The following is an 18,969-nucleotide window of genomic DNA, read 5'->3' on the forward strand; positions in this document are numbered from 1 at the left end:
CCGGCTCGGACGACAGCGGCAGGAAGGATAGCGGACGGAGAGGCGGAGCGCCCCTCCGTCGCGCTGCGTCTCGTGATCAGTTGGTCGGGATCAGGTTCTCGAAGCCCTTGAGCTCCGGCGACTTGCGGATCTCGGCGAGATGGGCGGCGAACTTGTCCTGCGGCAACTCGAAGGTGATCGGATCCTGGCCGGTCGTGCAGGCGAACTTCTCATAGTATTTGCAGACATTATCCTTGGTGACCATCACATGGTTGACCAGGACGGTATCCGGCGTCGTCTTGCCGGCAAGCTGCATCAGCGCGAGCGGGATCAAATAATTGCCGTAACGCTCGGGGAAGTAACCGACCGAGGCGACGAAGGTCGGCTCGTCCATCATCGTCTGGATCTCGTCGGCGCCCATGCCAACGACGATCAGATCGCTCTCGCGGCCGGCCTGCTTGACGGCGCGCAGCATGCCCGTCGCCGACTGGTCGTTGATCGCGGTCACGAAGATCGGCGCGCCGGCCGGGATGCGGCCGAGCACGTTGTTCATCTGGGTGAAGCTCTCTTCGAGCGTATTCTTCGAATCGATCTTGATGACATGGTCGGCCGGGAAGCCGTCGACCGCGGCGAGGAAGCCGGCGACCTGGCCACCGGTGCGCATGGCGGGGATGGCACCCGACTGCGGCAGCTCGCCGATGACGAGATAGCCGGTCTTGGTCTTGTCGGCACCGAACTTCTTCAGCGCGGCCTGGCCGAGATAGGCGCCGCCCATGAAGCCAGAGCGGGGATTATTGGCGCCGAAAAAGGTCGCGCCCGGCATCGGAATGTCGATCGCCGTCACCTTGGTGTTGGCGTCATTCATCTTCTGCATGATCGTGGCGCCGAAATTGGCGTCGGTCTGGAACTCGATCACATAGTCGACCTGGCGCTGCAGGAAGCTCTCGGCATTGGCGAGCGCCGTGGCGCCGTCGAGATGATTATCGGTGACGACGACGTCGATGCCGGCCGCCTTGCCATTGGCGAGGATGCCCTCCTCGACCTTCAGCGTGAACGAGACGTCGCGGGTCAGATTGGCGAAGCCGATCACCAGCCCCTTGCCGTCATTCGGCTTATGCGCCGCCGAAGCATCGGCGACCATCGCCTTGAGCTGGTCGGCGGACAGCATTGCACCGTCGAACTTCGCCGGATCGAAGCCGTGGAAATCCTCGGCGAAGGCGGCGCTCGCCATCAGGAGTGCGATGCCGGTCACGGCAGCCCGCGCCCCGAGACGCTTCATGCCGGTTTTTGCGAAAGTCATGGGTTCCATCCTCCCTGGAAGTCGATCCGGATCATTGGATCCGGGCTGATTGGCATTCCTCGCGCCAGCGCGGCCCCTCAAGGCCGCGCGCTGACGGAACGGATCGGTGTGGCTCGCTGGGCGGCAGACGCTGAGGGACGGGCGCAAGCCCCGACCCTCCGGCTAGCCGGAGCGACGACGAATTGGATCGGTATTCCTCCTCGGATGCCGCGCCGCCTCCTCGCGGCGCCGGGCACCTTGCCTCCTGTCACAGGTTGGACAGCCATAAAATTGGACTGACCAATTATCTGCGTTGACCACCATAACCACGCTCGCCTAGCTTGCCAATATGGTCGGGGGCAAAAATCGACGCCAAGGATCGGTGCCGCCCCGGGGAGAAACGCGATGCGGATTTCGGGGGCTCGCTGCCACATTCTGAAGTGGCCGGAGCCGAATGATTTCAACCATGAGCGGATGACGGTGCTGGTGCGCGTCGATACCGCCGCCGGCATTTCCGGCTGGGGCGAGGCGATCGCCATGTGGCCGGAAGCCTGTCATGCCGCCGTGGTGCTGATCGAGGAAGGCCTGCTGCCGCTGCTCAAGGGCCGCGACCCGCGCGAGACGCTCGTCTGCTGGCAGGCGATGAAGGACCACACATGGTGGTATGGCGAGGGCGGCGTCGCGGCGCTCGCCATTTCGGCGCTCGACATGGCGATCTGGGACATTGCTGCCAAGGACGCAGGCTTGCCGCTGGTCGAATTCCTCGGCGGCGCAGCGCATCAAGGCCTTCCAGCCTGTGCCAGCCTGCATGTCAACCAGGCGACGATCGACGATTCCGTCCGCGAAATCGCCGGCCATATCGACGCCGGCTTCCGTTCCACCAAGCTCGGCCTCGGCAAGCGCGGGCTGTCGAAGGCCGGCCGCGATCCGGACTACGACGTGGCCCTGGTGGCAGCGCTCAGGGCTGCGATCGGGCCGGATGCCGGCATCATGGTCGACGCCGGCAACGGCACGAAATGGGATCTCGATACGGCCATACGCACCGTCCGCCGCATGGAAGAATCACGGATCGCCTGGATCGAGGAGCCATTCTTGCCGAGCCGCGTGGACGACCACATCGCGCTGAAGGCCGCCGTCTCGACGCCGATCGCGGCCGGCGAACGAGAATGGGGCGAAGCCGGCTACCGGCGCTGGCTGGATACCGGCGCCGTCGATATTTTCGGCATCGATCCGGCCCGCGTCGAGGGCATCACCGGCTTCCGCCGCTCGGCCGCCGCGATCGAGGCCGCCGGCAAAATCGTCAATGCCCATGCCTGGTCCAGCGCGGTGCTGACCGCGGCAAGCCTGCACCTATCGCTCGCCGCACCCTCCGCGATATTGTTCGAACTGAAGCCGTTGCCGGGGCCGATGCAGTTCGAACTCGTCGAGGAGCCGTTCTGGCACGAGAACGGCCTCGTCCGCGCGCCGAACCGGCCGGGCCACGGGGCGGAGCCGATCGCGGCGGTGATCGAAAAATACAAGGTGGGCTAGGGCCCTCGGGAGGAACAACGTGAAGACGATACTTTGCTATGGCGACAGCAACACCTGGGGGGCCATGCCGCAGCCGCGTCGCGGCGAGGGTGGGCGGTTCGCCAGCGATGTCCGCTGGACGGGCGTGATGCGCGCCGCGCTCGGCGGCGGCTATACCGTCATCGAGGAAGGTCTGAATGGTCGCACGACCTGCATCGCCGATCCGGTCGAGGGCCGTCACAAGGACGGCGCGGCCTTCCTGACCGTGGCGCTGGAATCCCATCAGCCGCTCGACCTCGCCATCATCATGCTCGGCACCAATGATCTGAAAGCGCGCTTCGCGATGCAGCCGATCGATATCGGCTTCGGCATGGGCCAGCTTGCCGAGATCGCCCTGAAGTCGCCCTTCGGGCTGGACGGCAAGGCGCCGAAGGTCCTGCTGGTCTCGCCCGCGCCGCTGGCGAAGCTCTCCTGGTTCGAGCCCATGTTCGAGGGCGGCACCGAGAAATCGCGCCACCTCGCCGCCGAGATCGAAGTGAATGCGCGCGAAAAAGGCGCTCATTTCTTCAATGCCGGCAGCGTCATCGCCTCCAGCGAGCATGACGGCATCCATCTCGATGCGGATGCGCATGCGGCGCTCGGCAAGGCGCTGGCCGAGCGCGTCCGCGCGATCCTCGAGATCCCGTAGCCGGCAACGGGCGCGAGGCGATTCAGAACGTCGGCGGCCAGACCCCGTCCACCGCGAAAGCCTCGTCGCTGCCCGGCCAGGGCGGCACCGTCGCTGTGACGGCTTCGAACGGAAGTTCGCCATCGGCGCGAAACTGGAACGACGTGCCGAGCGGGATCGAGATCGAATCGCCCGGCCCGACCGTGACGATCTCTTCCTGCCCTTCCATCCGGCGCCAGATGCGTCCCTGGCCGGCGACGACGTACCAAAGTTCGTCGACCGTCCGGTGGGCGACCGCAATGGTGACCGCGCCCGGCGCAAGACGGATATGAGCGAGTCCCGCCTCGCGAGTGCCCGCGAGCACACGGATCTCGGAGCCGTCGGGCGCGATGTGGTCGGGTTCCTCGGCAAGCGGCTTCGTCTCGAACGGCATGATCGTCCCCTTGCTTCTCAGGCCCAAGGGAATCAGCAAGCAAGCTGCGTGCCCCGGTGCGGTCCTTCGTTCGAAGGGTACCCAGCCGGCCAGGGGCTTCAACTGCCGCCGACCGTGTTCTAGGGTCGGCTCAAAGCAATACGGGAGGAATGAAATGAGCGATCCGATCATCCTGGTCGATCCGCTGCCGCGGACGCTGAACCTGATCATGGAGCCCGATATCCGCGCCCGGCTGGAGCGGCTGGGCAAGGTAGTCCTCTCAGAAGATCGGCCGATGCCGGACGACGAAGTCGACCGCCTGCTGCCGGATACGGTGCTGTTGTTTGGCCAGACGGCTATGCCGCGCGAGCGGCTCGACCGGGCGCCCCATCTGAAGGCGATCTTCAACGTCGAGAGCAATTTCCTGCCGAATGTCGACTATCAGGCCTGCGTGGAGCGCAACATCCCGGTGCTCTCGCCCGGCTCAGCCTTCGCCGCGCCGGTGGCGGAAGCGGCGCTCGGCATGGCGATTGACCTTGCCCGAGGCATCACCGAGGCAGACCGCGACTTCCGCGCCGGGCGCGAGAAATACGGGCTCGAGGCGAACACAAAGACCTTCCGCCTGATGGGCGCCCCGGTCGGGCTGATCGGCTTCGGCGATCTCGGCAAGAGCCTTCGCGAGCTGATCCGCCCGTTCAAGAACCGCGTCGCCGTCTATGATCCCTGGCTGCCGGACGAGATCATCCGCCGCCATGATTGCGAGCCGGGCAGCCTCGATGAAGTGCTGTCGACCTCGAAGGTCATCTTTGTCTTTGCCGGCATCACCAGCGAGAATCAGGGCCTGATCGACGCCCGCGCTTTCGCCAAGATGCAGAAGGGTACGGCCTTCCTGCTGATGAGCCGCGCCGCGATCGTCGATTTCCCGTCCATGCTGGACGCGATCCGCTCAGGCCATATCAGCGCGGCGGTCGACGTGTTTCCCGAGGAGCCTGTGCCGGCGGACGATCCGGTGCGTCGCCTCCCCGGCATCCTCCTCTCCGCCCACCGCACCGGCGGCACGACCGACGCGCTCTTCGCCATCGGCCGCATGACCGTCGCCGACGCGGAACTGATCATGAAGGGCCTGCCGCCGCAGCTCTGCCGCAAGGCCGATCCCGCCATCGCCAGCCGCCTGCGATCCAAGCCGGTCAGCATGACCTGAGACAGACGCTTTCAGCCGATAGGCCGGGCAGGGTCCCGGCCTAGGCACGCCGCGCCATTGAAATGCTGCGCAGAGAGGCTGCGCTAGACGTCGAAATTGGTCGGCAGCACGATCATGTCGTGGATCGTGACGTTGCGCGGGCGGCTGAGAATGAACAGAACAGCGGCAGCGACCTCGGATGGTTCGATGAGCGCTCCATCATCAATCGCAGCCTGAAGCCGCTCCGGCTGCCAGTCAGCGAGCAGAGCCGAATTCACAGGCCCCGGCGAGACTTGCGACACGCGGACGCCGTGACGATTGACCTGGCGGCGGGTCGTCTGCGTGAAGCAGGTGATGGCCCATTTCGAAGCGGAATAGACCGGCTCCGGCTTGATGGCAGAATGGCCCGCCACGGAGCATGTCACGACGATGTCGCCACCGCCCCGCTCGATCATGTGCGGCAAGACGGCATGCACGTTCTTGATCACGACATTGACGTTGAGGTTCAGCATCCGATCGATCGTGGCGGCGTCTGTGTCCACGAGATCGCCGCCGATATAGGTTCCGGCGTTGCAATGGAAGATATCGATCCGACCGGTCTTCGCCAGGATCTGAGGCACCAAGGCGTCGCACTGCTCCGTGTCGAGAAGATCAGTTACCTGCGCGATGGCCTTGCCGTTCCACTTCGATGTCAGCGACGCCAGAGCGGCTTCGTTGCGATCGACCATGACCACGGTCGCGCCGGCACTCATCAAGGTCTCGGCCGTGGCGAGCCCGATGCCGGAACCCGCCCCCGTGATGACGGCAATCTTTCCCTCGAGTTCATTGGCCATTTTCGTTCCTCCCTGAACGTCGTCAGACGATGGTTTAGCCGCCGTCGATAGCCGAGGCGCATGCAATCGTCCGCCGCATCCGCATGTGATTCACGGCAAGACTGGAGATGCACGCTCGCCGGGCAGGTCGATCCGGTCCGGCTTCAGAAGGGCGATACGACCGCCGGGACGAACTTCGAAATTGTGGACGTAAAAGTACGTGTCGTCGCTGTCCCGGGCATTCATGACCGGCGACGGCGCCGAGACGATGAGCAGCCCGCCGCAGGTTCCGATCCAGTCGACATGGCGATGGCCATGCATCATCACCGCGCGGCCGGCCACGCCGAGCATGCGGCGCACGAACCATGTGCCATTGGCGAGCGCTGTGCCGACGCGCTCGGACAGGCTCTTGGCCGCGCGCGGATATTCGACGACGTGATGATGCAGCGACAGCACCCAGCCGGCATCGGGGAAGTCCGCGATCACGCTTTCCACGGCGCGCGTCTGGTCGCGCGAGACGAGGCCGAGCGCGTTGGTGAAGGAGAAATGCGACTCGGCATTCGAATTGACGAGAATGACGCCGAGACCATCCGGCGTGGATGGCGGCAGCACCATCGGGTAGGCCGCCGTCCACAAATTCTCCAGCCGGATCGAAACACCGACGGCGCCGCTGTCGACAAAATGCTCGATGTCGCTCCGGTATTTCTCCATCAGCTCGGCGAGCGGGGGCCCGAGGTGCTGCGTTTCAGCATCGACGATGCGAACCCGGTCCCCCTGCAGCCTGGCAAAGGTCGATAGCGCGCGGAGCTGCCGCAGCCGCCGGTTCGGACTGGTCGGCAGGTCGAGGCGGGCCGGATTGGCGCGATCGACGATGTTGAGATCGTGATTGCCGGGAATGGCGACGAGGCGTTCGACGAGCTGTGGATAGGGCTCCAGCTGATCGAGAAATTCCGCCCATTCCGACGAGCGGCCCGCATCGGTGACATCGCCGCTGACGAGCAGCACGTCGATGGGCTGCTCGCGGTCGAGGCGGTCGATCGTCGCAAGGGCGCGTTGCAGCCGCGCATTGCCGCTCGGACCGACCCGGCCGCTCTCGATGCGGAAGCCATAGCGTTCGCCGACGATGTGAATGTCCGAGAGATGCACGACGCGCCAGACGCGCGCGCCCGGCGTCCGGGTCGCAAAGGCGTCGAGATCGCGCGGCTGCGGCATCAGCGCGTCGGCCGTACCCCACGCCAGGGCTGCGATCGCGACATAGATCGACAGCACGACGATGGAATTGAAGATCGCCACCATGATGACATGCGACGAGAAATGCAGGTCGGCCAGTGTGCCGGTCCAGCGCGCATAGGGCCAGGCCTGACGCGCCAGCCAGATCGAGAACAGGCAGACGAGCAGTCCGGCCAGCGCCGCGCTCCAGGAGCGGCTGCGATCGCGCGCATTCTGGCTCATGCCGGAGGGCAGGATGCGTTCCACGAGATGGCGCAGCACCTCGCGCGCCAGCGCATAGCCCGGCTGGACGGCGAGCGCGTTCAGCGACCAGAAATTGGTTTCCATCAGCCGCCAGAGACGCCGTCCGCCCCACCAGCCCACGAAACCCAGCACAATGAGGATCAGCGGCGGACCGAAGCCCGTGTAGAGCACGAAGGCCTGGGCCGAAACGGATTGCAACCAGATCGAGACCAGGAAGGGAGCGAGGCCGACCACCAGCACGGGAAGGCCGATCAGAAGCGTCCAGGCAACGAGCAGCTTCGGGAAACTGATCTCGGCGAGCAGGCTGCCGGCGAGCGAGATCAGCGTCCGACTCTTGGTACTCGACGCATCGTCTTCAAGGTCACCGTCGCGTGGATCGACGATCGGCCGCATCATCCGTCTCCCGATTTCCAGAGGTCGCTGGTTCCTCGTAAGGATTCCCAGCGGCCTCGGGGCGACCCTAAGCGAAAACCGCGCCGGTGGAAGCGTCCAAATCGCGACGGTATGTCGCCAATCCCCTGCCATGGGGTCCCGGATCCGATCGGGGCTTGCGGAGCGGGTGCCGTTCGGTGAATACCGGCTGGCCCGCTGCTTGCCGGTTCTCGCTGGTTCTTGGCCCGCTCCGGACCCGTTCGTGAAGAGGAAGCCTCCTTGGCCGATACGCCGCCGAGCCAACGCCCCCCGAGCCACGCCCGCACGGTCGGTATCGCCTCGGCGATCTGGGGCGCCTCGATCTTCCTCTCCCGCATCATGGGCCTGGTCCGCGAGCAGATCATCGGCCGGACTCTGGGCGCGAGCCGACAAGCCGATCTCTATTTCGCTTCCTTCACCCTGCCCGACTTCCTGAACTATCTGCTCGCCGCCGGCGCGCTCTCGATCGTCTTCATCCCGATCTTCCTCAAATACCTCCAGGCGGGCGACCAGTGTCGTGGCTGGGAGGCGTTCAGCGTCATCGCCAATTTCATCCTCGTCGTGGGAACGCTCGGCATCGCCCTGATGATGATTTTCGCGCGGCCGCTCGCCGAGATCATCGCTCCGGGATTCACCGCGCCGGCCGAGATCGAAACGCTGGTGCGGCTGATGCGCATCATCCTGCCGGCGCAATTCTTCCATGTGCTCGGCGGCCTGCTCTCGGCCTCGCTCATGGCGCAGGACCGGCACGCCCTGCCAGCCATCGCGCCGCTGGTCTATTCCGGCTGCATCATCGCGGGCGGGCTCTTCGGAGCCTATCATCCCGAGCTTGGTGCCGAGGGCTTCGCCTGGGGCGTGCTGGCCGGCTCGATCCTCGGCCCGTTCGGCCTACCGCTCTATGGGTGCCTGCGGACCCATATGCGCTGGTTCCCGATCTTCTCGTTCAAGAACGAGGATCTGCGGCGCTATCTGGTGCTGTCGCTGCCGATCATGGTTGGCTTCTCGATCGTCGTCGTCGACGAATGGATCGTGAAGAACCAGGCGTCCTATCTGGCGGCCGGCGCGCTCTCCTATCTTCAATATGGCCGCACGCTGATGAAGGTGCCGATCGGCGTCTTCGGCATGGCGGCGGGCGTCGCCTCCTATCCGACCATCTCGCGCATGGTCGCGGCCGGCGACGTCGTCGAAGCCTACCGGGTTCTAGCCCGCGCCGTTCGGCTGATGCTGGTCGCGATCTTGGGCGCGCAAGTCTGCCTGACCTTGGCCGGCTTCGAGGCGGTTTATGTGATCTGGGGCCTGTTCGGCAGCCGCTTCACCGCGGCTGATGCGCAGGCCACTTCGGGCGTGCTGGTGTTCCTCAGCCTCGGGCTCGGCGGCTGGGCGGCGCAGACGGTGATCAGCCGCGGCTTCTACGCCCTCGGCAGCACCTGGCTGCCGACCCTGGTCGGCACGGGGATCACCATCGCTATGATCCCGCTTTATGTCGTCCTGCGCATCCATTTCGGCGCCGACGGTCTCGCCGTCGCGAGCTCGATGGCGATCCTCGTCTATGTCTTCCTGCTGGGTTGGCTGCAGCGCCGTCGCTTCGACCGCGAGGCGGCGGAGCGGGGAACATCGCTTTCCGGCGTTCCCGGCATGCTGTCGGCGGCGCTTCGCCTGGCGGGGGCCGCCGCCATCGCCATCGGCGGCGGCTGGGCGATCCGCCTGGCGCTGCTCACGGTTCTGCCCGGGGTCGACGCCGTGTCGCTGCTGGGGCGCGGCGCTGTCCTCTGCGGCGCCGGGCTCGGCATCTATGCGCTCGCCGCGCGGCTCTTCGGCGTGAGCGAACTCGCCGATCTCGCCACGATGCTCACCCGCAGGCTGCGCCGAAAGAGGGCTTAGATCCCGCCTCAGTGCGAGACGAGGATGGGCACAAGCATCTGATGCACCAGCGTATTGCTGGCGCCGCCGAACAGATCCTCGCCAAGGCGTGAATGGCCATAGGCGCCGGCGACGACGAGATCCACCTCAAGCAGCGCCGCGCGTTGCAGAAGCTCGTCACCGATCGTCATCTCGAAAGTCGGCATCGTGTCGAATGTAGCGGACAGCCCATGGCGCGCGAGATGGGCGATCAGCCGCTCCGCCTTGGCCGCGCCATCCCCGCCGAGCGAAACGATGTGGATCGTCTCGCCGCCCTTCAGCAACGGAAGCGCATCATGCAGCGCGCGGGAAGCCTGCGGACTGCCATCCCAGGCGACGAGAACGCGCGAGAAGGGCGGCGGCGCCAGGCGGCTGATCGGCAGGCCGAGGATCGGCCGCCCGCAGGAACGTACGATCTCCTCGATGCGGAAGCCCTGTGGATCCGGGCCAATATCGTCCGGCGAGCCGAGCCCGATCAGGGCCAGATCGCAGTAGCGGATCTGCTCGGCAATATCCGCGGCCAGAGGCCTGTCGCCAAGGATCCAGGCGCCGGTCAGGTGTCTGAGGCCGAGCTGTCGATCGAATTCCTGATGGACCGCCTCGGCGATGTCCTGAGGCGAGCCTTCGAGGTTCATCCCGACGGTCGGCGAGGCGTAGTAGCCCACGAGATGGGCCGCATGCTGCTCGGCGAGGTCGAACGCATATTGCATGCGCTCACGTCCGGTTTCCGACATGTCGATGCTGACGAGAAGCGACTTGATGCTCACGATGTCTACCCCGCGGCCTGATCCTTACAGGGTGCCCGGCAGATCGACGCCCTCATGCGCCTTGATGGCGTGCCAACCCGGCTCCGCCCTGCCGCCCCTCCTCGCCATGACGATAGAGCAGCCAAGCCAATCAGGGCCTTGACCTGCGTCAATCACGCGCGGCGCGCCGCCCCGGCGGCGGGCATTCCGAGATACCGGCCGACGCGCTTGGTACAGCCAGCGGTGGCAATACAACACTGGGACCACGGCGGCGTTCGCCAAGAAAAACCTCGTTCCGCATGGCAACGATTCGCCGCTCTACGCAAACGCGCAGAGCTGTGCTATCGGCGATGTGCCCCTGGCTGCAATTTATAGTTCCGCAGCTTTGCCAACGAGAATCGAAATGATCCAACCGACCCGCCGCGACACCCTGCTCACGCTTCTCTCCGCCCTCGCCGCCTCCACCCTGCCCTCGCTCGGTCACGCCGCGCCTGCCGATGAAGGCCTCGCCCTCGGCCCGGCGCAGCCCTTCTCGTTCGACCGGCTGAAGGCCATCGCCGAAGAAGCGGCGCGCCAGCCCTGGAAAGACGAGCGCTCACCTTATGGCGCGATCCTCGACAAGATCGACTATGACAATTTCCAGGCGATCCAGTTCAACAAGGATTATTCGCTCTGGTCGGACGGAAAGGGCGGGGCGCCGGTCCAACTCTTCCATCTCGGCAAGTATTTCCAGGAGCCGTGCCTGATCCATGTCGTCGAAAACGGCGAGGCACGCGAGATTCTCTACCGCCAGCGCTATTTCGACTTGCCCGCCAAGCATCCGGCGCGAGACCTTCCCGACGATATCGGCTTCTCCGGCTTCCGCGTCGAGGCGCCATCGCAAAAGACGGACTGGCTCGCCTTTCTGGGCGCCTCCTATTTCCGCTCCTCCGGCGCGCTCGACCAATATGGCCTCTCGGCGCGCGGCATTGCCATCGACACCGCCCTGCCCGACGCGCAGGAGGAATTCCCCCGCTTCTCGCAGTTCTGGCTGGAACGGACAGCCGGCGTCGAGAACGAAGTCATTATCTACTGCCTGCTCGACGGCCCCAGCATCACCGGCGCCTATCGCATGGTCGCCTCGAAGGACAAGGGCGCCGAAATCGACGTCGATTGCACGCTCTATCCGCGCAAGCCGATCCAGCGCCTCGGCGTCGCGCCGCTGACCTCGATGTACTGGTATTCGGAGACGGTGCGCCGCCGCGCCATCGACTGGCGGCCGGAAATCCATGACTCCGATGGCCTCGCCATGTGGACCGGCACGGGCGAGCGCATCTGGCGGCCGCTCAACGATCCGCCCTTCGTCTCGACCAACAGCTTTCTCGATGCGGACATTCGCGGCTTCGGGCTGCTGCAGCGCGACCGCAATTTCGACCACTATCAGGACGACGGCGTGTTCTACGATCGGCGGCCGAGCGTCTGGATCGAGCCCAAGGGAAAATGGGGCAAGGGCCAGATCCAACTGGTCGAGATCCCGACCGACCGCGAATATGACGACAACATCGTCGTCTACTGGGTTCCGGACAAGCCGGCGGTTCCCGGCGCGGCGCTCGATTTCTCCTATCGCATGTACTGGAACGCCGACGAGCCCTTCCCGGCGGATCTCGCCCGCGTCCAGGCGACCTATATCGGCGTCGGCGGCATTCCGGGCCAGCCACGCCCGCCGGGCAGCATCCGTTTCGTGATCGATTTCCGCGGCGGCAAGGCCGACAGCCTGAAGCGCGGCGACGGCACGCCCGAGATCACACTCTCGCGCGGCAAGGTCACCCTCGCCGACGCCTTCCCGGTCGTCGCCGGCGAGCCGGGCCTCTACCGCGCCTTCTTCGACACGGTCGTCGAGGGCGACGCCCCGCTCGACATGCGCCTCTACGTCCGCGGCAAGGACGGCACCGCGCTGACGGAGACCTGGCTCTATCAGTATTTCCCGAAGCTCAGCCCGGTCTGAGGCGCGGCGAAAGATGCTGCCGGCCGGTTACAGGATCCGGTCGGCAATCATCTCCCCGATCGGCAGCGCCGACGTCGCGGCGGGGGATGGCGCGTTGAGGACATGCAGCATCCTGTCGGTGCCGCCGAACAGAAAATCATGCACCAGCGAGCCGTCGGCCAGCACGGCCTGCGCCCTTATGCCGGCGGGATAGGGCTTCAGGTCGTCGACCCGGAGCGATGGGCAATATTTGCGGCATTGCTCCAGATAGCCTGAGCGCAGCAGCGAGTTGCGCATCTCCGTCAGGCCGGACCGCCAATTGGAGCCAAGGACGCGCCAGAAGCCGGGGAAGGCCACCATGTCGGCGATATCCCGCCAATTGACCGCGCTCTTGGCATAGCCCTCGCGAGCGAGGCCGAGCACGGCGTTCGGCCCGACCGTGACGCGGCCATCGATCATCCGCGTCAGATGGATGCCGAGAAAGGGCAGGTCCGGATCCGGAATCGGATAGATGAGATGCCGGACGATGTCGTTCTTCGCTTCCGGCAACACATAATATTCGCCGCGGAACGGGATGATCCGGTGCGCGGTCTCCAGTCCCGCCATCCGGGCGATCCGGTCCGATTGCAGACCCGCGCAGGCGACGAGCTTGCGGGATTTCAGGCTGCCCTCCGCCGTATCGACCTCGATGCCATCGACGGTTTCGCGGATCGCAAGCGCCGCACGTCCCAGCGCGATGGTAGCGCCTTTCGCCTCGGCCTCGGCGGCGAGCGCCCGGCAGATCCGGCGGTAGTCGACAATGGCCGTCGAGCCGGCCAGCAGCGCCCCGCGTCCGGCGATATTCGGCTCGCGCTCGGCAAGTTCCCCAGCGGAGATGCGCTCGATGGCGATGCCGTTCGTCTCGGCGCGCACGGCCAGGTCGCCCATGCGGGCCAGTTCCTGCTCACTGGTGGCGACGAGCAGCTTTCCGCATTCGTCATAGGGGATGCCATGGGTTTGGCAGAACGCCTTGGTCGCCTCGGCGCCCTCGCGGCAGAGGCGAGCCTTGAGGCTGCCCGGCGCATAATAGATACCGGCATGGATGACGCCGCTATTATGGCCGGTCTGGTGCGATCCGACCTCGACTTCCTTCTCCAGCAGCAGGAACCGATCCTGCGGCCGCCGCCGCTGCAACGCCCGAAGCGTCGCCAGCCCGACGATGCCGCCGCCGATCACGATATAGTCGTACATCCCCGATTCCCGAACTGTGGCCTGCGTCGGACCATGACACCACAGGGCGCCTTGCGCCACACGGGGGAGTGGCTCTGGAGGTTATAGCCCGGTCGAAGGCGGCCATAGGGGCGCCGCCGGATCGAGGCGCCATTTGCGCCGGCCACACCCTCGATTGCGAGGCGATTTCGCGGGGGGATAGTGCGGCAAAGAGACGGCGAGACTGAGTTGACGGCGGCGGACATCATTGGTCGGCGTTCCGCGCAGGACCTACTGGGTGAAGAAACTCGTCACTTAGAAAATCAATACGCTTCGACATGACGATCGACGCTCGATTTCGTCAAATCCAGATCGGTCATAGTGACTGGCCGGCAGCACCCTTTCAGCGCTCATATTCTGGCTGTGGGGCGTGGTCGTCGCGAAGGTCATGTGAGCGGGGTAATACCAACTTTTGCTTTTATCGTGGGTTGTGCAATTCTCTTGTCACCGGGTGGGGAGGGAGTTGAGTGACTGACAAGAGGGAAAAAACGTTAAACTATCGCCGGGCGTCTTGGATAACCAAGCAGCCGTCATCTACCACCTTGGGGCACCTGCTGATACAGGCAGCAACCAAGCTCAATACCGCGACAGATCGATCTATTCAGCGGGATGGTGGTCAATGGCTTCGGCTTGCACACATAAAGCCAGACGGAAACGCCGCTGCATACCTACACATTACCGAAGACACTCCTGGCGAACAGGCTTCCGCAGTACCGAAGGTGACAAAAACAACCCTTTCGATTGACGTTACAACTGTCGAACCTCCCGACAATCGTGAATTTATGGATGGTGACGCGCTATTATACGTTTGTCGTGACGAAGTCGTTCTTTGTACAACATCTATATCAGCGCAGGCCGTGGATTTTTTCCTACAAAAATTTCTTTCCCTTGCGAAAATAAGACACGATGCTGATCAATTCATTCTACAACCGGTCTCAGATCAAGACGCGTTGAAGACCTTGCAGATGCAAGGTGTCAAAGAAATACATCTCGGCGCCGTTCTATATCAGGCATCGATGAGCTATATTCAACGACAACATCATCCTCAGGGAATGCTTGGGGCATTGGCCAAGTCCGTCAAGGCCGTTCTCGGATCCGAGCATGATGTAACGCCCGATGCGCTTACCGTATCTGTTGTCCTAAAGAAGGACGGAAGGATGAAGGGCAAGAGCGTCGGAGACGCTCGCCTACAGGCCTTAGGTGAGAAGATCGTCACCGACCAGCAGGTAGGCGACGACTTCGCAATAATAACAAACGACGATCAGAAAATTACGCCTCAATCAATCGCAGTAAAGACGCATACTCTTATCGAGTCACTAGGAAAATCGGTTACGCGGGAGGATGCGTGGCTTAGCCTGAAGGCTTTCTTTGATAAATTAGTTAGCAACGGAACGATTGAACAATGAGATGAAAATCGTCTTCATCGCGTTCTGCGCAACGATTGGTGGGCTTGCGGCCTATTTTGGGCAGCCTTATGTGCGCGGAAATTCCGATGCGCTGGTAATTATAGTAACTGTTCTAACGGTTTTCGCTGGATTCTTGGTCGCAATCATAGCTATCGTAGGCGATCCAGCAATGATTCCTGCAGGCTCCTGGCGCGTTGCGGAGCTACGACGCGAAACAATTGAGCATCGTCTTATCAATCATGTTTGGCTTTTCATAATATACCTCATCGCAATAGGCATTTTGTTCGCGGGTGTACTCATACGCGGATCACCCGCGCCCTGTTGGATTAAGGTCACGATTGAGAGAGCATTCTTATTTGCTGGCGTTACGTCGTTCATGCTGACGTTTGCATTGCCCAACGCTCTCCTTAAACTGAACCTCGGCCGAATCGATATGGAAATAGAGCGCCGGCGCCAAGCAAGCGGTATCGCGGCTAACGTCGATGCAAATTCCTCCGACCGCCAGCCGCAGCGCCATTTTTGATCGGTTCTCACTGTCATCCTCCTGTCGCCGCGTCATTCATCTCTAAAGCCGACAGGGAACAAAGCTGGAATCAGGGTGTCAAAAACGTGCCGGAATGCTCGCAGGGTCCCGCATCGTTCTGCATTAAACACGATCTTAGAGGTGGAACTCCGCTCTCATAAGAGATTGACGGCATTATAGAAAAATGGTGCTGCAAGAGAGGATTGAACTCTCGACCTCTCCCTTACCAAGGGAGTGCTCTACCACTGAGCTACTGCAGCGTGGTCGGCGGCTGGCGCGGACGGCGGTCTTCTGCCACAGAGGGGCGGTGGGATCAAGCGCCCGGGGATGCTTTCGCAGCGAAGTCCCCGGCTGGCTTCCAAATGCCGGGATCTGCGGGACGATGGGACGAGACGAGGAACCTGCGGCTTCGGCCGAAAAGACACCGGAGACGGCGGCAAGCCGGAAGGAGAGAGAGCGCGCCGAGCGGCTTTCGGCGGCGCTTCGGGCCAATCTTTCACGCCGGAAGGCGGCGCGGCGGGCCGGGCTCGATGATTTCGGCCAGCCGGCGCCCGACGACGACAGTGCGTGATCCTCGTCACAGCCCTTGCCCGCATTCCTTGAGTCGGCCGCATTCCTGAGCTAAACCGGCGAACCTCGGACGGGGCGCTTTTGATTTTCGAATCGCTCGCCGGAACCAGCGAAAGGCCCGCCTGCATGGACAAAATCCGCATCGTCGGTGGCTCGCGCCTCAATGGCACGATCCCGATCTCGGGCGCCAAGAACGCCGCCCTGCCGCTGATGATCGCAAGCTTGCTGACGGACGAGACGCTGACGCTCGCCAACATGCCGCGCCTCGCCGATGTCGCGATGCTGAAGCGCATCCTCGGCAATCACGGCGTCGACATGACCGTTTCGGGCAAGCGCGCGGGCGAGGCCGAGCTTTCCGGCGAGACGGTGCATTTCACGGCCCGCACCATCGTCGACACCACCGCGCCCTATGATCTCGTCTCGAAAATGCGGGCGAGCTTCTGGGTCATCGGGCCGCTTCTCGCCCGCGAGGGCTTCGCCAAGGTTTCCCTGCCGGGCGGCTGTGCGATCGGCACGCGGCCGGTCGATCTGTTCCTCGAGGCGCTGGAGAAACTCGGCGCCACGATCGAGATCGATGCCGGCTATGTCGTCGCGAGCGCGCCGAACGGCCTGACGGGCGGCCGCGTCGTGTTTCCGAAGGTCACGGTCGGCGCTACCCATGTGACGATGATGGCGGCGACGCTCGCCAAGGGCGAAACGGTGATCGAGAACGCGGCGCGCGAGCCGGAGATCGTCGACCTCGCCGAATGCCTGATCAAGATGGGCGCGCGCATCTCCGGCGCCGGAACGTCGACGATCCACATCCACGGCGTCGATCGCCTGCATGGTGCCCGCCACGCGGTCATGCCGGACCGGATCGAGGCCGGCACCTATGCCATGGCCGTGACGATGACGGGCGGCGACGTGCTGCTCGAAGGCGCCCGCTATGACGATCTGGCCCGCCCGCTGGAGATACTCAGCCAGGTCGGCGCCGAGATCACGCCGACAAACGAAGGCATCCGCATCTATCGCAATGGCGCGGACCTCCAGCCGGTCAACGTGACGACCGAACCGTTCCCCGGCTTCCCGACCGATCTGCAGGCGCAGCTCATGGCGCTGGTCTGCCGCGCCGATGGGACGTCGCATATCCGCGAGACGATTTTCGAGAACCGGTTCATGCATGTCCAGGAACTCGCCCGCCTCGGCGCCGAGATCCATCTGGACGGACAGAATGCGACCATCGTCGGCGTGCCGATGCTGAAGGGCGCGCCGGTGATGGCGACAGACCTTCGCGCTTCGGTCTCGCTGGTCATCGCCGGCCTCGCCGCCGAGGGCGAGACAATGGTGAACCGCGTCTATCACCTCGACCGCGGCTTCGAGCGGCTGGAGGACAAGCTGTCGCGCTGCGGCGCCACCATCGAGCGCATCGCGGGCTGAGCGTCGCGGCGCTTGCTTTTCCAACGGGCCGACACCACCTTCGCTCCACCGTGCCAGCAACGATGGGTGAATGAAGATGGACCGTCTTAAACTTGTGGCTTTCGATGTCGATGACCTCGCCGTCGTATCGGCGCATGTCCAGGATGCCGTCCTGAAGGTTCGCGACATGACGTTTCTTGCCAAGGAGAAGCGCTTTGCGGCGGTGATCAACCGCTTCGTCTGGGAAAAGCCTGCCGAGGGCGCCATTCGCAAGACATGGGAGCGGCGCCGCGCTGGCTTTCATTTCGACCGCGTCCTCGCCGTCCGCTCGGCCGGCATCGATCGCAGCGATCCCGAGGCCGTGCTCGACCTCCTCGCCATCGGCTTTGACGGCGCCGAGGAGCCGGCCGGCACCGTGACGCTGATCTTCGCCGGCGGCGGCGCCATCGCGCTCGACGTCGAATGCATCGAAGCAGCGATCAGCGACCTCGGCCCGGCCTGGGCCACGGCCTGCTGCCCGGAGCATGGGGTAGACACACAGGTGGCCTGACCAGCCCCTCCTGTCATTGCACAATCAGGTGGTGTGAATAAGATGCCCCGAGATGATAGGGGGGCATCGGTCACGTGGAACAAATACAGCAGAAGCCCGGAAATTTTTCGGTCTCACGCATTGTAGGTGCGGCCTATGCCGATTCGTGGCGAGCCGCCCGCGCGATACCCTTGGTTGTGTTTACGACATTCCTCCTGCTGTTGCTGATCTTCGCGGTTCGCAGTGCGCTCGGCCTCCAACCTGACCAATTCCTACGAGATATACCTCTAGCGGACCGGCTGGCATTAAGTTCTGCGGCGCAGCCCTTTCTTTTCGCTGTCGCGCTTGCAACGATTTCGCTGCAGATCGCGATCCATCGCTATGTTCTATGTGAGCAGCAATCTTCCGCTTGTTCCGCTTCGCTACGACGGAGGCAGTTCTGGAAGTACACGGCATTCGTTTTTGTGTTTCAGCTGACATCATTTGGCATAAGTTACCTTTATTTTACTGGAATTGTAATAATTTGTCCCGCTGCCGGATTATTTATGATGTATATAAAGGCTCGTTTCAGCCCGATATTTCCTGCGATAGCAATTTGTGATGACCGAAATATTTCATATTTCTTCCGCCTCTCGAAAGGACGCTTCTGGAAGATATTTATCGTATCGATTTTCTGCTCAACCCCCTCATCAATTCTACTCTTTGTGCCCGGCGCTGTGGTTTCGTACCTCGATACCGGCCAATTGGTGATGGGTCTTCTCGCTGTGTTCCTCTATGCAACTTCCGCCCTGGTCACTTGCATGGTCACCACCGCAGCCGCTTCGCACATATACAGAGCGCTGGAGTACCCCTCTGCGCCCATGATCACCAAGCTGGAGCAGGACAATCCGGCGACCGTAGTGCTCGCGGCACCGTAACGTTTCGCGGGAACCGCTTTTCCCATCGCCTTAGCCGCGCTAGACACGTCG

Annotated in this window: 17 protein-coding genes and 1 tRNA gene; 11 read left to right on the forward strand and 7 right to left on the reverse strand. The window is 63.5% G+C overall.

Going from position 1 to position 18,969, the window contains the following annotated elements; genetic code table 11:
• Positions 1-76: 76 nt before the first annotated feature.
• Entirely contained in the window at positions 77-1,279 is a 1,203-nt protein-coding gene (locus OSH05_RS07135) for a sugar ABC transporter substrate-binding protein (protein ID WP_104216904.1), read from the reverse strand.
• 384 nt (positions 1,280-1,663) lie between these two features.
• Here OSH05_RS07135 and OSH05_RS07140 point away from each other — a divergent pair, with 384 nt between their 5' ends.
• Together OSH05_RS07140 and OSH05_RS07145 are read left to right on the forward strand one after the other, a co-directional pair.
• On the forward strand, positions 1,664-2,788 hold the full coding sequence (locus tag OSH05_RS07140; RefSeq protein ID WP_266352108.1) for a mandelate racemase/muconate lactonizing enzyme family protein: 1,125 nt from the start codon (positions 1,664-1,666) through the stop codon (positions 2,786-2,788).
• Between the two features lie 19 nt (positions 2,789-2,807).
• Positions 2,808-3,455, forward strand: a complete 648-nt coding sequence (locus OSH05_RS07145; protein ID WP_104216903.1) for an SGNH/GDSL hydrolase family protein — start codon at positions 2,808-2,810, stop codon at positions 3,453-3,455.
• A gap of 22 nt (positions 3,456-3,477) precedes the next feature.
• Here OSH05_RS07145 and OSH05_RS07150 read toward each other — a convergent pair whose 3' ends face one another.
• On the reverse strand, positions 3,478-3,867 hold the full coding sequence (locus OSH05_RS07150) for a cupin domain-containing protein (protein ID WP_104217636.1): 390 nt from the start codon (positions 3,865-3,867) through the stop codon (positions 3,478-3,480).
• Positions 3,868-4,021: 154 nt separating this feature from the next.
• Between OSH05_RS07150 and OSH05_RS07155 the strand changes: the two genes are divergently transcribed.
• Positions 4,022-5,047, forward strand: a complete 1,026-nt coding sequence (locus tag OSH05_RS07155; RefSeq protein WP_104216902.1) for a hydroxyacid dehydrogenase — start codon at positions 4,022-4,024, stop codon at positions 5,045-5,047.
• 83 nt (positions 5,048-5,130) lie between these two features.
• Here the strand turns inward: OSH05_RS07155 and OSH05_RS07160 are convergent, their stop codons facing one another.
• Both OSH05_RS07160 and OSH05_RS07165 read right to left on the reverse strand, forming a co-directional pair.
• Positions 5,131-5,859, reverse strand: coding sequence for an SDR family oxidoreductase (locus OSH05_RS07160; RefSeq protein ID WP_104216901.1), 729 nt, complete (start codon positions 5,857-5,859; stop codon positions 5,131-5,133).
• Positions 5,860-5,949: 90 nt separating this feature from the next.
• Positions 5,950-7,707: a metallophosphoesterase gene (locus tag OSH05_RS07165; protein WP_266352109.1), complete on the reverse strand. Its 1,758-nt coding sequence runs from the start codon at positions 7,705-7,707 to the stop codon at positions 5,950-5,952.
• A 255-nt stretch (positions 7,708-7,962) separates the two neighbouring features.
• On the opposite strand from OSH05_RS07165, the gene murJ reads away from it, so the two are divergent.
• Complete coding sequence (gene murJ, locus OSH05_RS07170) at positions 7,963-9,603, forward strand: murein biosynthesis integral membrane protein MurJ (protein ID WP_266352110.1); 1,641 nt, start codon at positions 7,963-7,965, stop codon at positions 9,601-9,603.
• An 8-nt stretch (positions 9,604-9,611) separates the two neighbouring features.
• Here the strand turns inward: murJ and OSH05_RS07175 are convergent, their stop codons facing one another.
• On the reverse strand, positions 9,612-10,388 hold the full coding sequence (locus OSH05_RS07175) for a universal stress protein (RefSeq protein ID WP_104216900.1): 777 nt from the start codon (positions 10,386-10,388) through the stop codon (positions 9,612-9,614).
• A 382-nt stretch (positions 10,389-10,770) separates the two neighbouring features.
• Between OSH05_RS07175 and OSH05_RS07180 the strand changes: the two genes are divergently transcribed.
• Positions 10,771-12,351 carry a glucan biosynthesis protein gene (locus OSH05_RS07180; RefSeq protein WP_104216899.1) on the forward strand — a complete coding sequence of 527 codons (1,581 nt, stop codon included), beginning with the start codon at positions 10,771-10,773 and terminating at the stop codon, positions 12,349-12,351.
• 27 nt (positions 12,352-12,378) lie between these two features.
• Here the strand turns inward: OSH05_RS07180 and lhgO are convergent, their stop codons facing one another.
• On the reverse strand, positions 12,379-13,560 hold the full coding sequence (lhgO, locus tag OSH05_RS07185; RefSeq protein ID WP_104216898.1) for an L-2-hydroxyglutarate oxidase: 1,182 nt from the start codon (positions 13,558-13,560) through the stop codon (positions 12,379-12,381).
• Positions 13,561-14,045: 485 nt separating this feature from the next.
• Here lhgO and OSH05_RS07190 point away from each other — a divergent pair, with 485 nt between their 5' ends.
• On the forward strand, positions 14,046-14,984 hold the full coding sequence (locus OSH05_RS07190) for a hypothetical protein (RefSeq protein WP_133163031.1): 939 nt from the start codon (positions 14,046-14,048) through the stop codon (positions 14,982-14,984).
• Position 14,985: 1 nt separating this feature from the next.
• On the forward strand, positions 14,986-15,507 hold the full coding sequence (locus OSH05_RS07195) for a hypothetical protein (RefSeq protein ID WP_104216896.1): 522 nt from the start codon (positions 14,986-14,988) through the stop codon (positions 15,505-15,507).
• Positions 15,508-15,692: 185 nt separating this feature from the next.
• Here the strand turns inward: OSH05_RS07195 and OSH05_RS07200 are convergent.
• A tRNA-Thr gene (locus OSH05_RS07200) sits at positions 15,693-15,767 on the reverse strand.
• Positions 15,768-15,889: 122 nt separating this feature from the next.
• Here OSH05_RS07200 and OSH05_RS07205 point away from each other — a divergent pair.
• The 4 genes from OSH05_RS07205 to OSH05_RS07220 all read left to right on the forward strand — a co-directional run bounded on the left by OSH05_RS07205 (position 15,890) and on the right by OSH05_RS07220 (position 18,918).
• Complete coding sequence (locus tag OSH05_RS07205; protein WP_104216895.1) at positions 15,890-16,078, forward strand: hypothetical protein; 189 nt, start codon at positions 15,890-15,892, stop codon at positions 16,076-16,078.
• Positions 16,079-16,203: 125 nt separating this feature from the next.
• Positions 16,204-17,493, forward strand: a complete 1,290-nt coding sequence (gene murA / locus OSH05_RS07210; protein ID WP_104217633.1) for a UDP-N-acetylglucosamine 1-carboxyvinyltransferase — start codon at positions 16,204-16,206, stop codon at positions 17,491-17,493.
• A gap of 76 nt (positions 17,494-17,569) precedes the next feature.
• Positions 17,570-18,022: a DUF2948 family protein gene (locus OSH05_RS07215; RefSeq protein WP_207778670.1), complete on the forward strand. Its 453-nt coding sequence runs from the start codon at positions 17,570-17,572 to the stop codon at positions 18,020-18,022.
• Between the two features lie 74 nt (positions 18,023-18,096).
• Complete coding sequence (locus OSH05_RS07220; RefSeq protein WP_104216893.1) at positions 18,097-18,918, forward strand: hypothetical protein; 822 nt, start codon at positions 18,097-18,099, stop codon at positions 18,916-18,918.
• Positions 18,919-18,969 lie beyond the last annotated feature (51 nt).

It is taken from the genome of Kaistia algarum, assembly GCF_026343945.1.
GTDB lineage: Bacteria > Pseudomonadota > Alphaproteobacteria > Rhizobiales > Kaistiaceae > Kaistia > Kaistia algarum.

Coding starts and splice junctions, on each gene's coding strand:
- OSH05_RS07135 (WP_104216904.1), bottom strand. CDS start 1,279: ATGACTTTCGCAAAAACCGGCATGAAGCGTCTCGGGGCGCGGGCTGCC.
- OSH05_RS07140 (WP_266352108.1), top strand. CDS start 1,664: ATGCGGATTTCGGGGGCTCGCTGCCACATTCTGAAGTGGCCGGAGCCG.
- OSH05_RS07150 (WP_104217636.1), bottom strand. CDS start 3,867: ATGCCGTTCGAGACGAAGCCGCTTGCCGAGGAACCCGACCACATCGCG.
- OSH05_RS07155 (WP_104216902.1), top strand. CDS start 4,022: ATGAGCGATCCGATCATCCTGGTCGATCCGCTGCCGCGGACGCTGAAC.
- OSH05_RS07160 (WP_104216901.1), bottom strand. CDS start 5,859: ATGGCCAATGAACTCGAGGGAAAGATTGCCGTCATCACGGGGGCGGGT.
- OSH05_RS07165 (WP_266352109.1), bottom strand. CDS start 7,707: ATGATGCGGCCGATCGTCGATCCACGCGACGGTGACCTTGAAGACGAT.
- OSH05_RS07180 (WP_104216899.1), top strand. CDS start 10,771: ATGATCCAACCGACCCGCCGCGACACCCTGCTCACGCTTCTCTCCGCC.
- lhgO (WP_104216898.1), bottom strand. CDS start 13,560: ATGTACGACTATATCGTGATCGGCGGCGGCATCGTCGGGCTGGCGACG.
- OSH05_RS07195 (WP_104216896.1), top strand. CDS start 14,986: ATGAAAATCGTCTTCATCGCGTTCTGCGCAACGATTGGTGGGCTTGCG.
- OSH05_RS07205 (WP_104216895.1), top strand. CDS start 15,890: ATGGGACGAGACGAGGAACCTGCGGCTTCGGCCGAAAAGACACCGGAG.
- murA (WP_104217633.1), top strand. CDS start 16,204: ATGGACAAAATCCGCATCGTCGGTGGCTCGCGCCTCAATGGCACGATC.
- OSH05_RS07215 (WP_207778670.1), top strand. CDS start 17,570: ATGGACCGTCTTAAACTTGTGGCTTTCGATGTCGATGACCTCGCCGTC.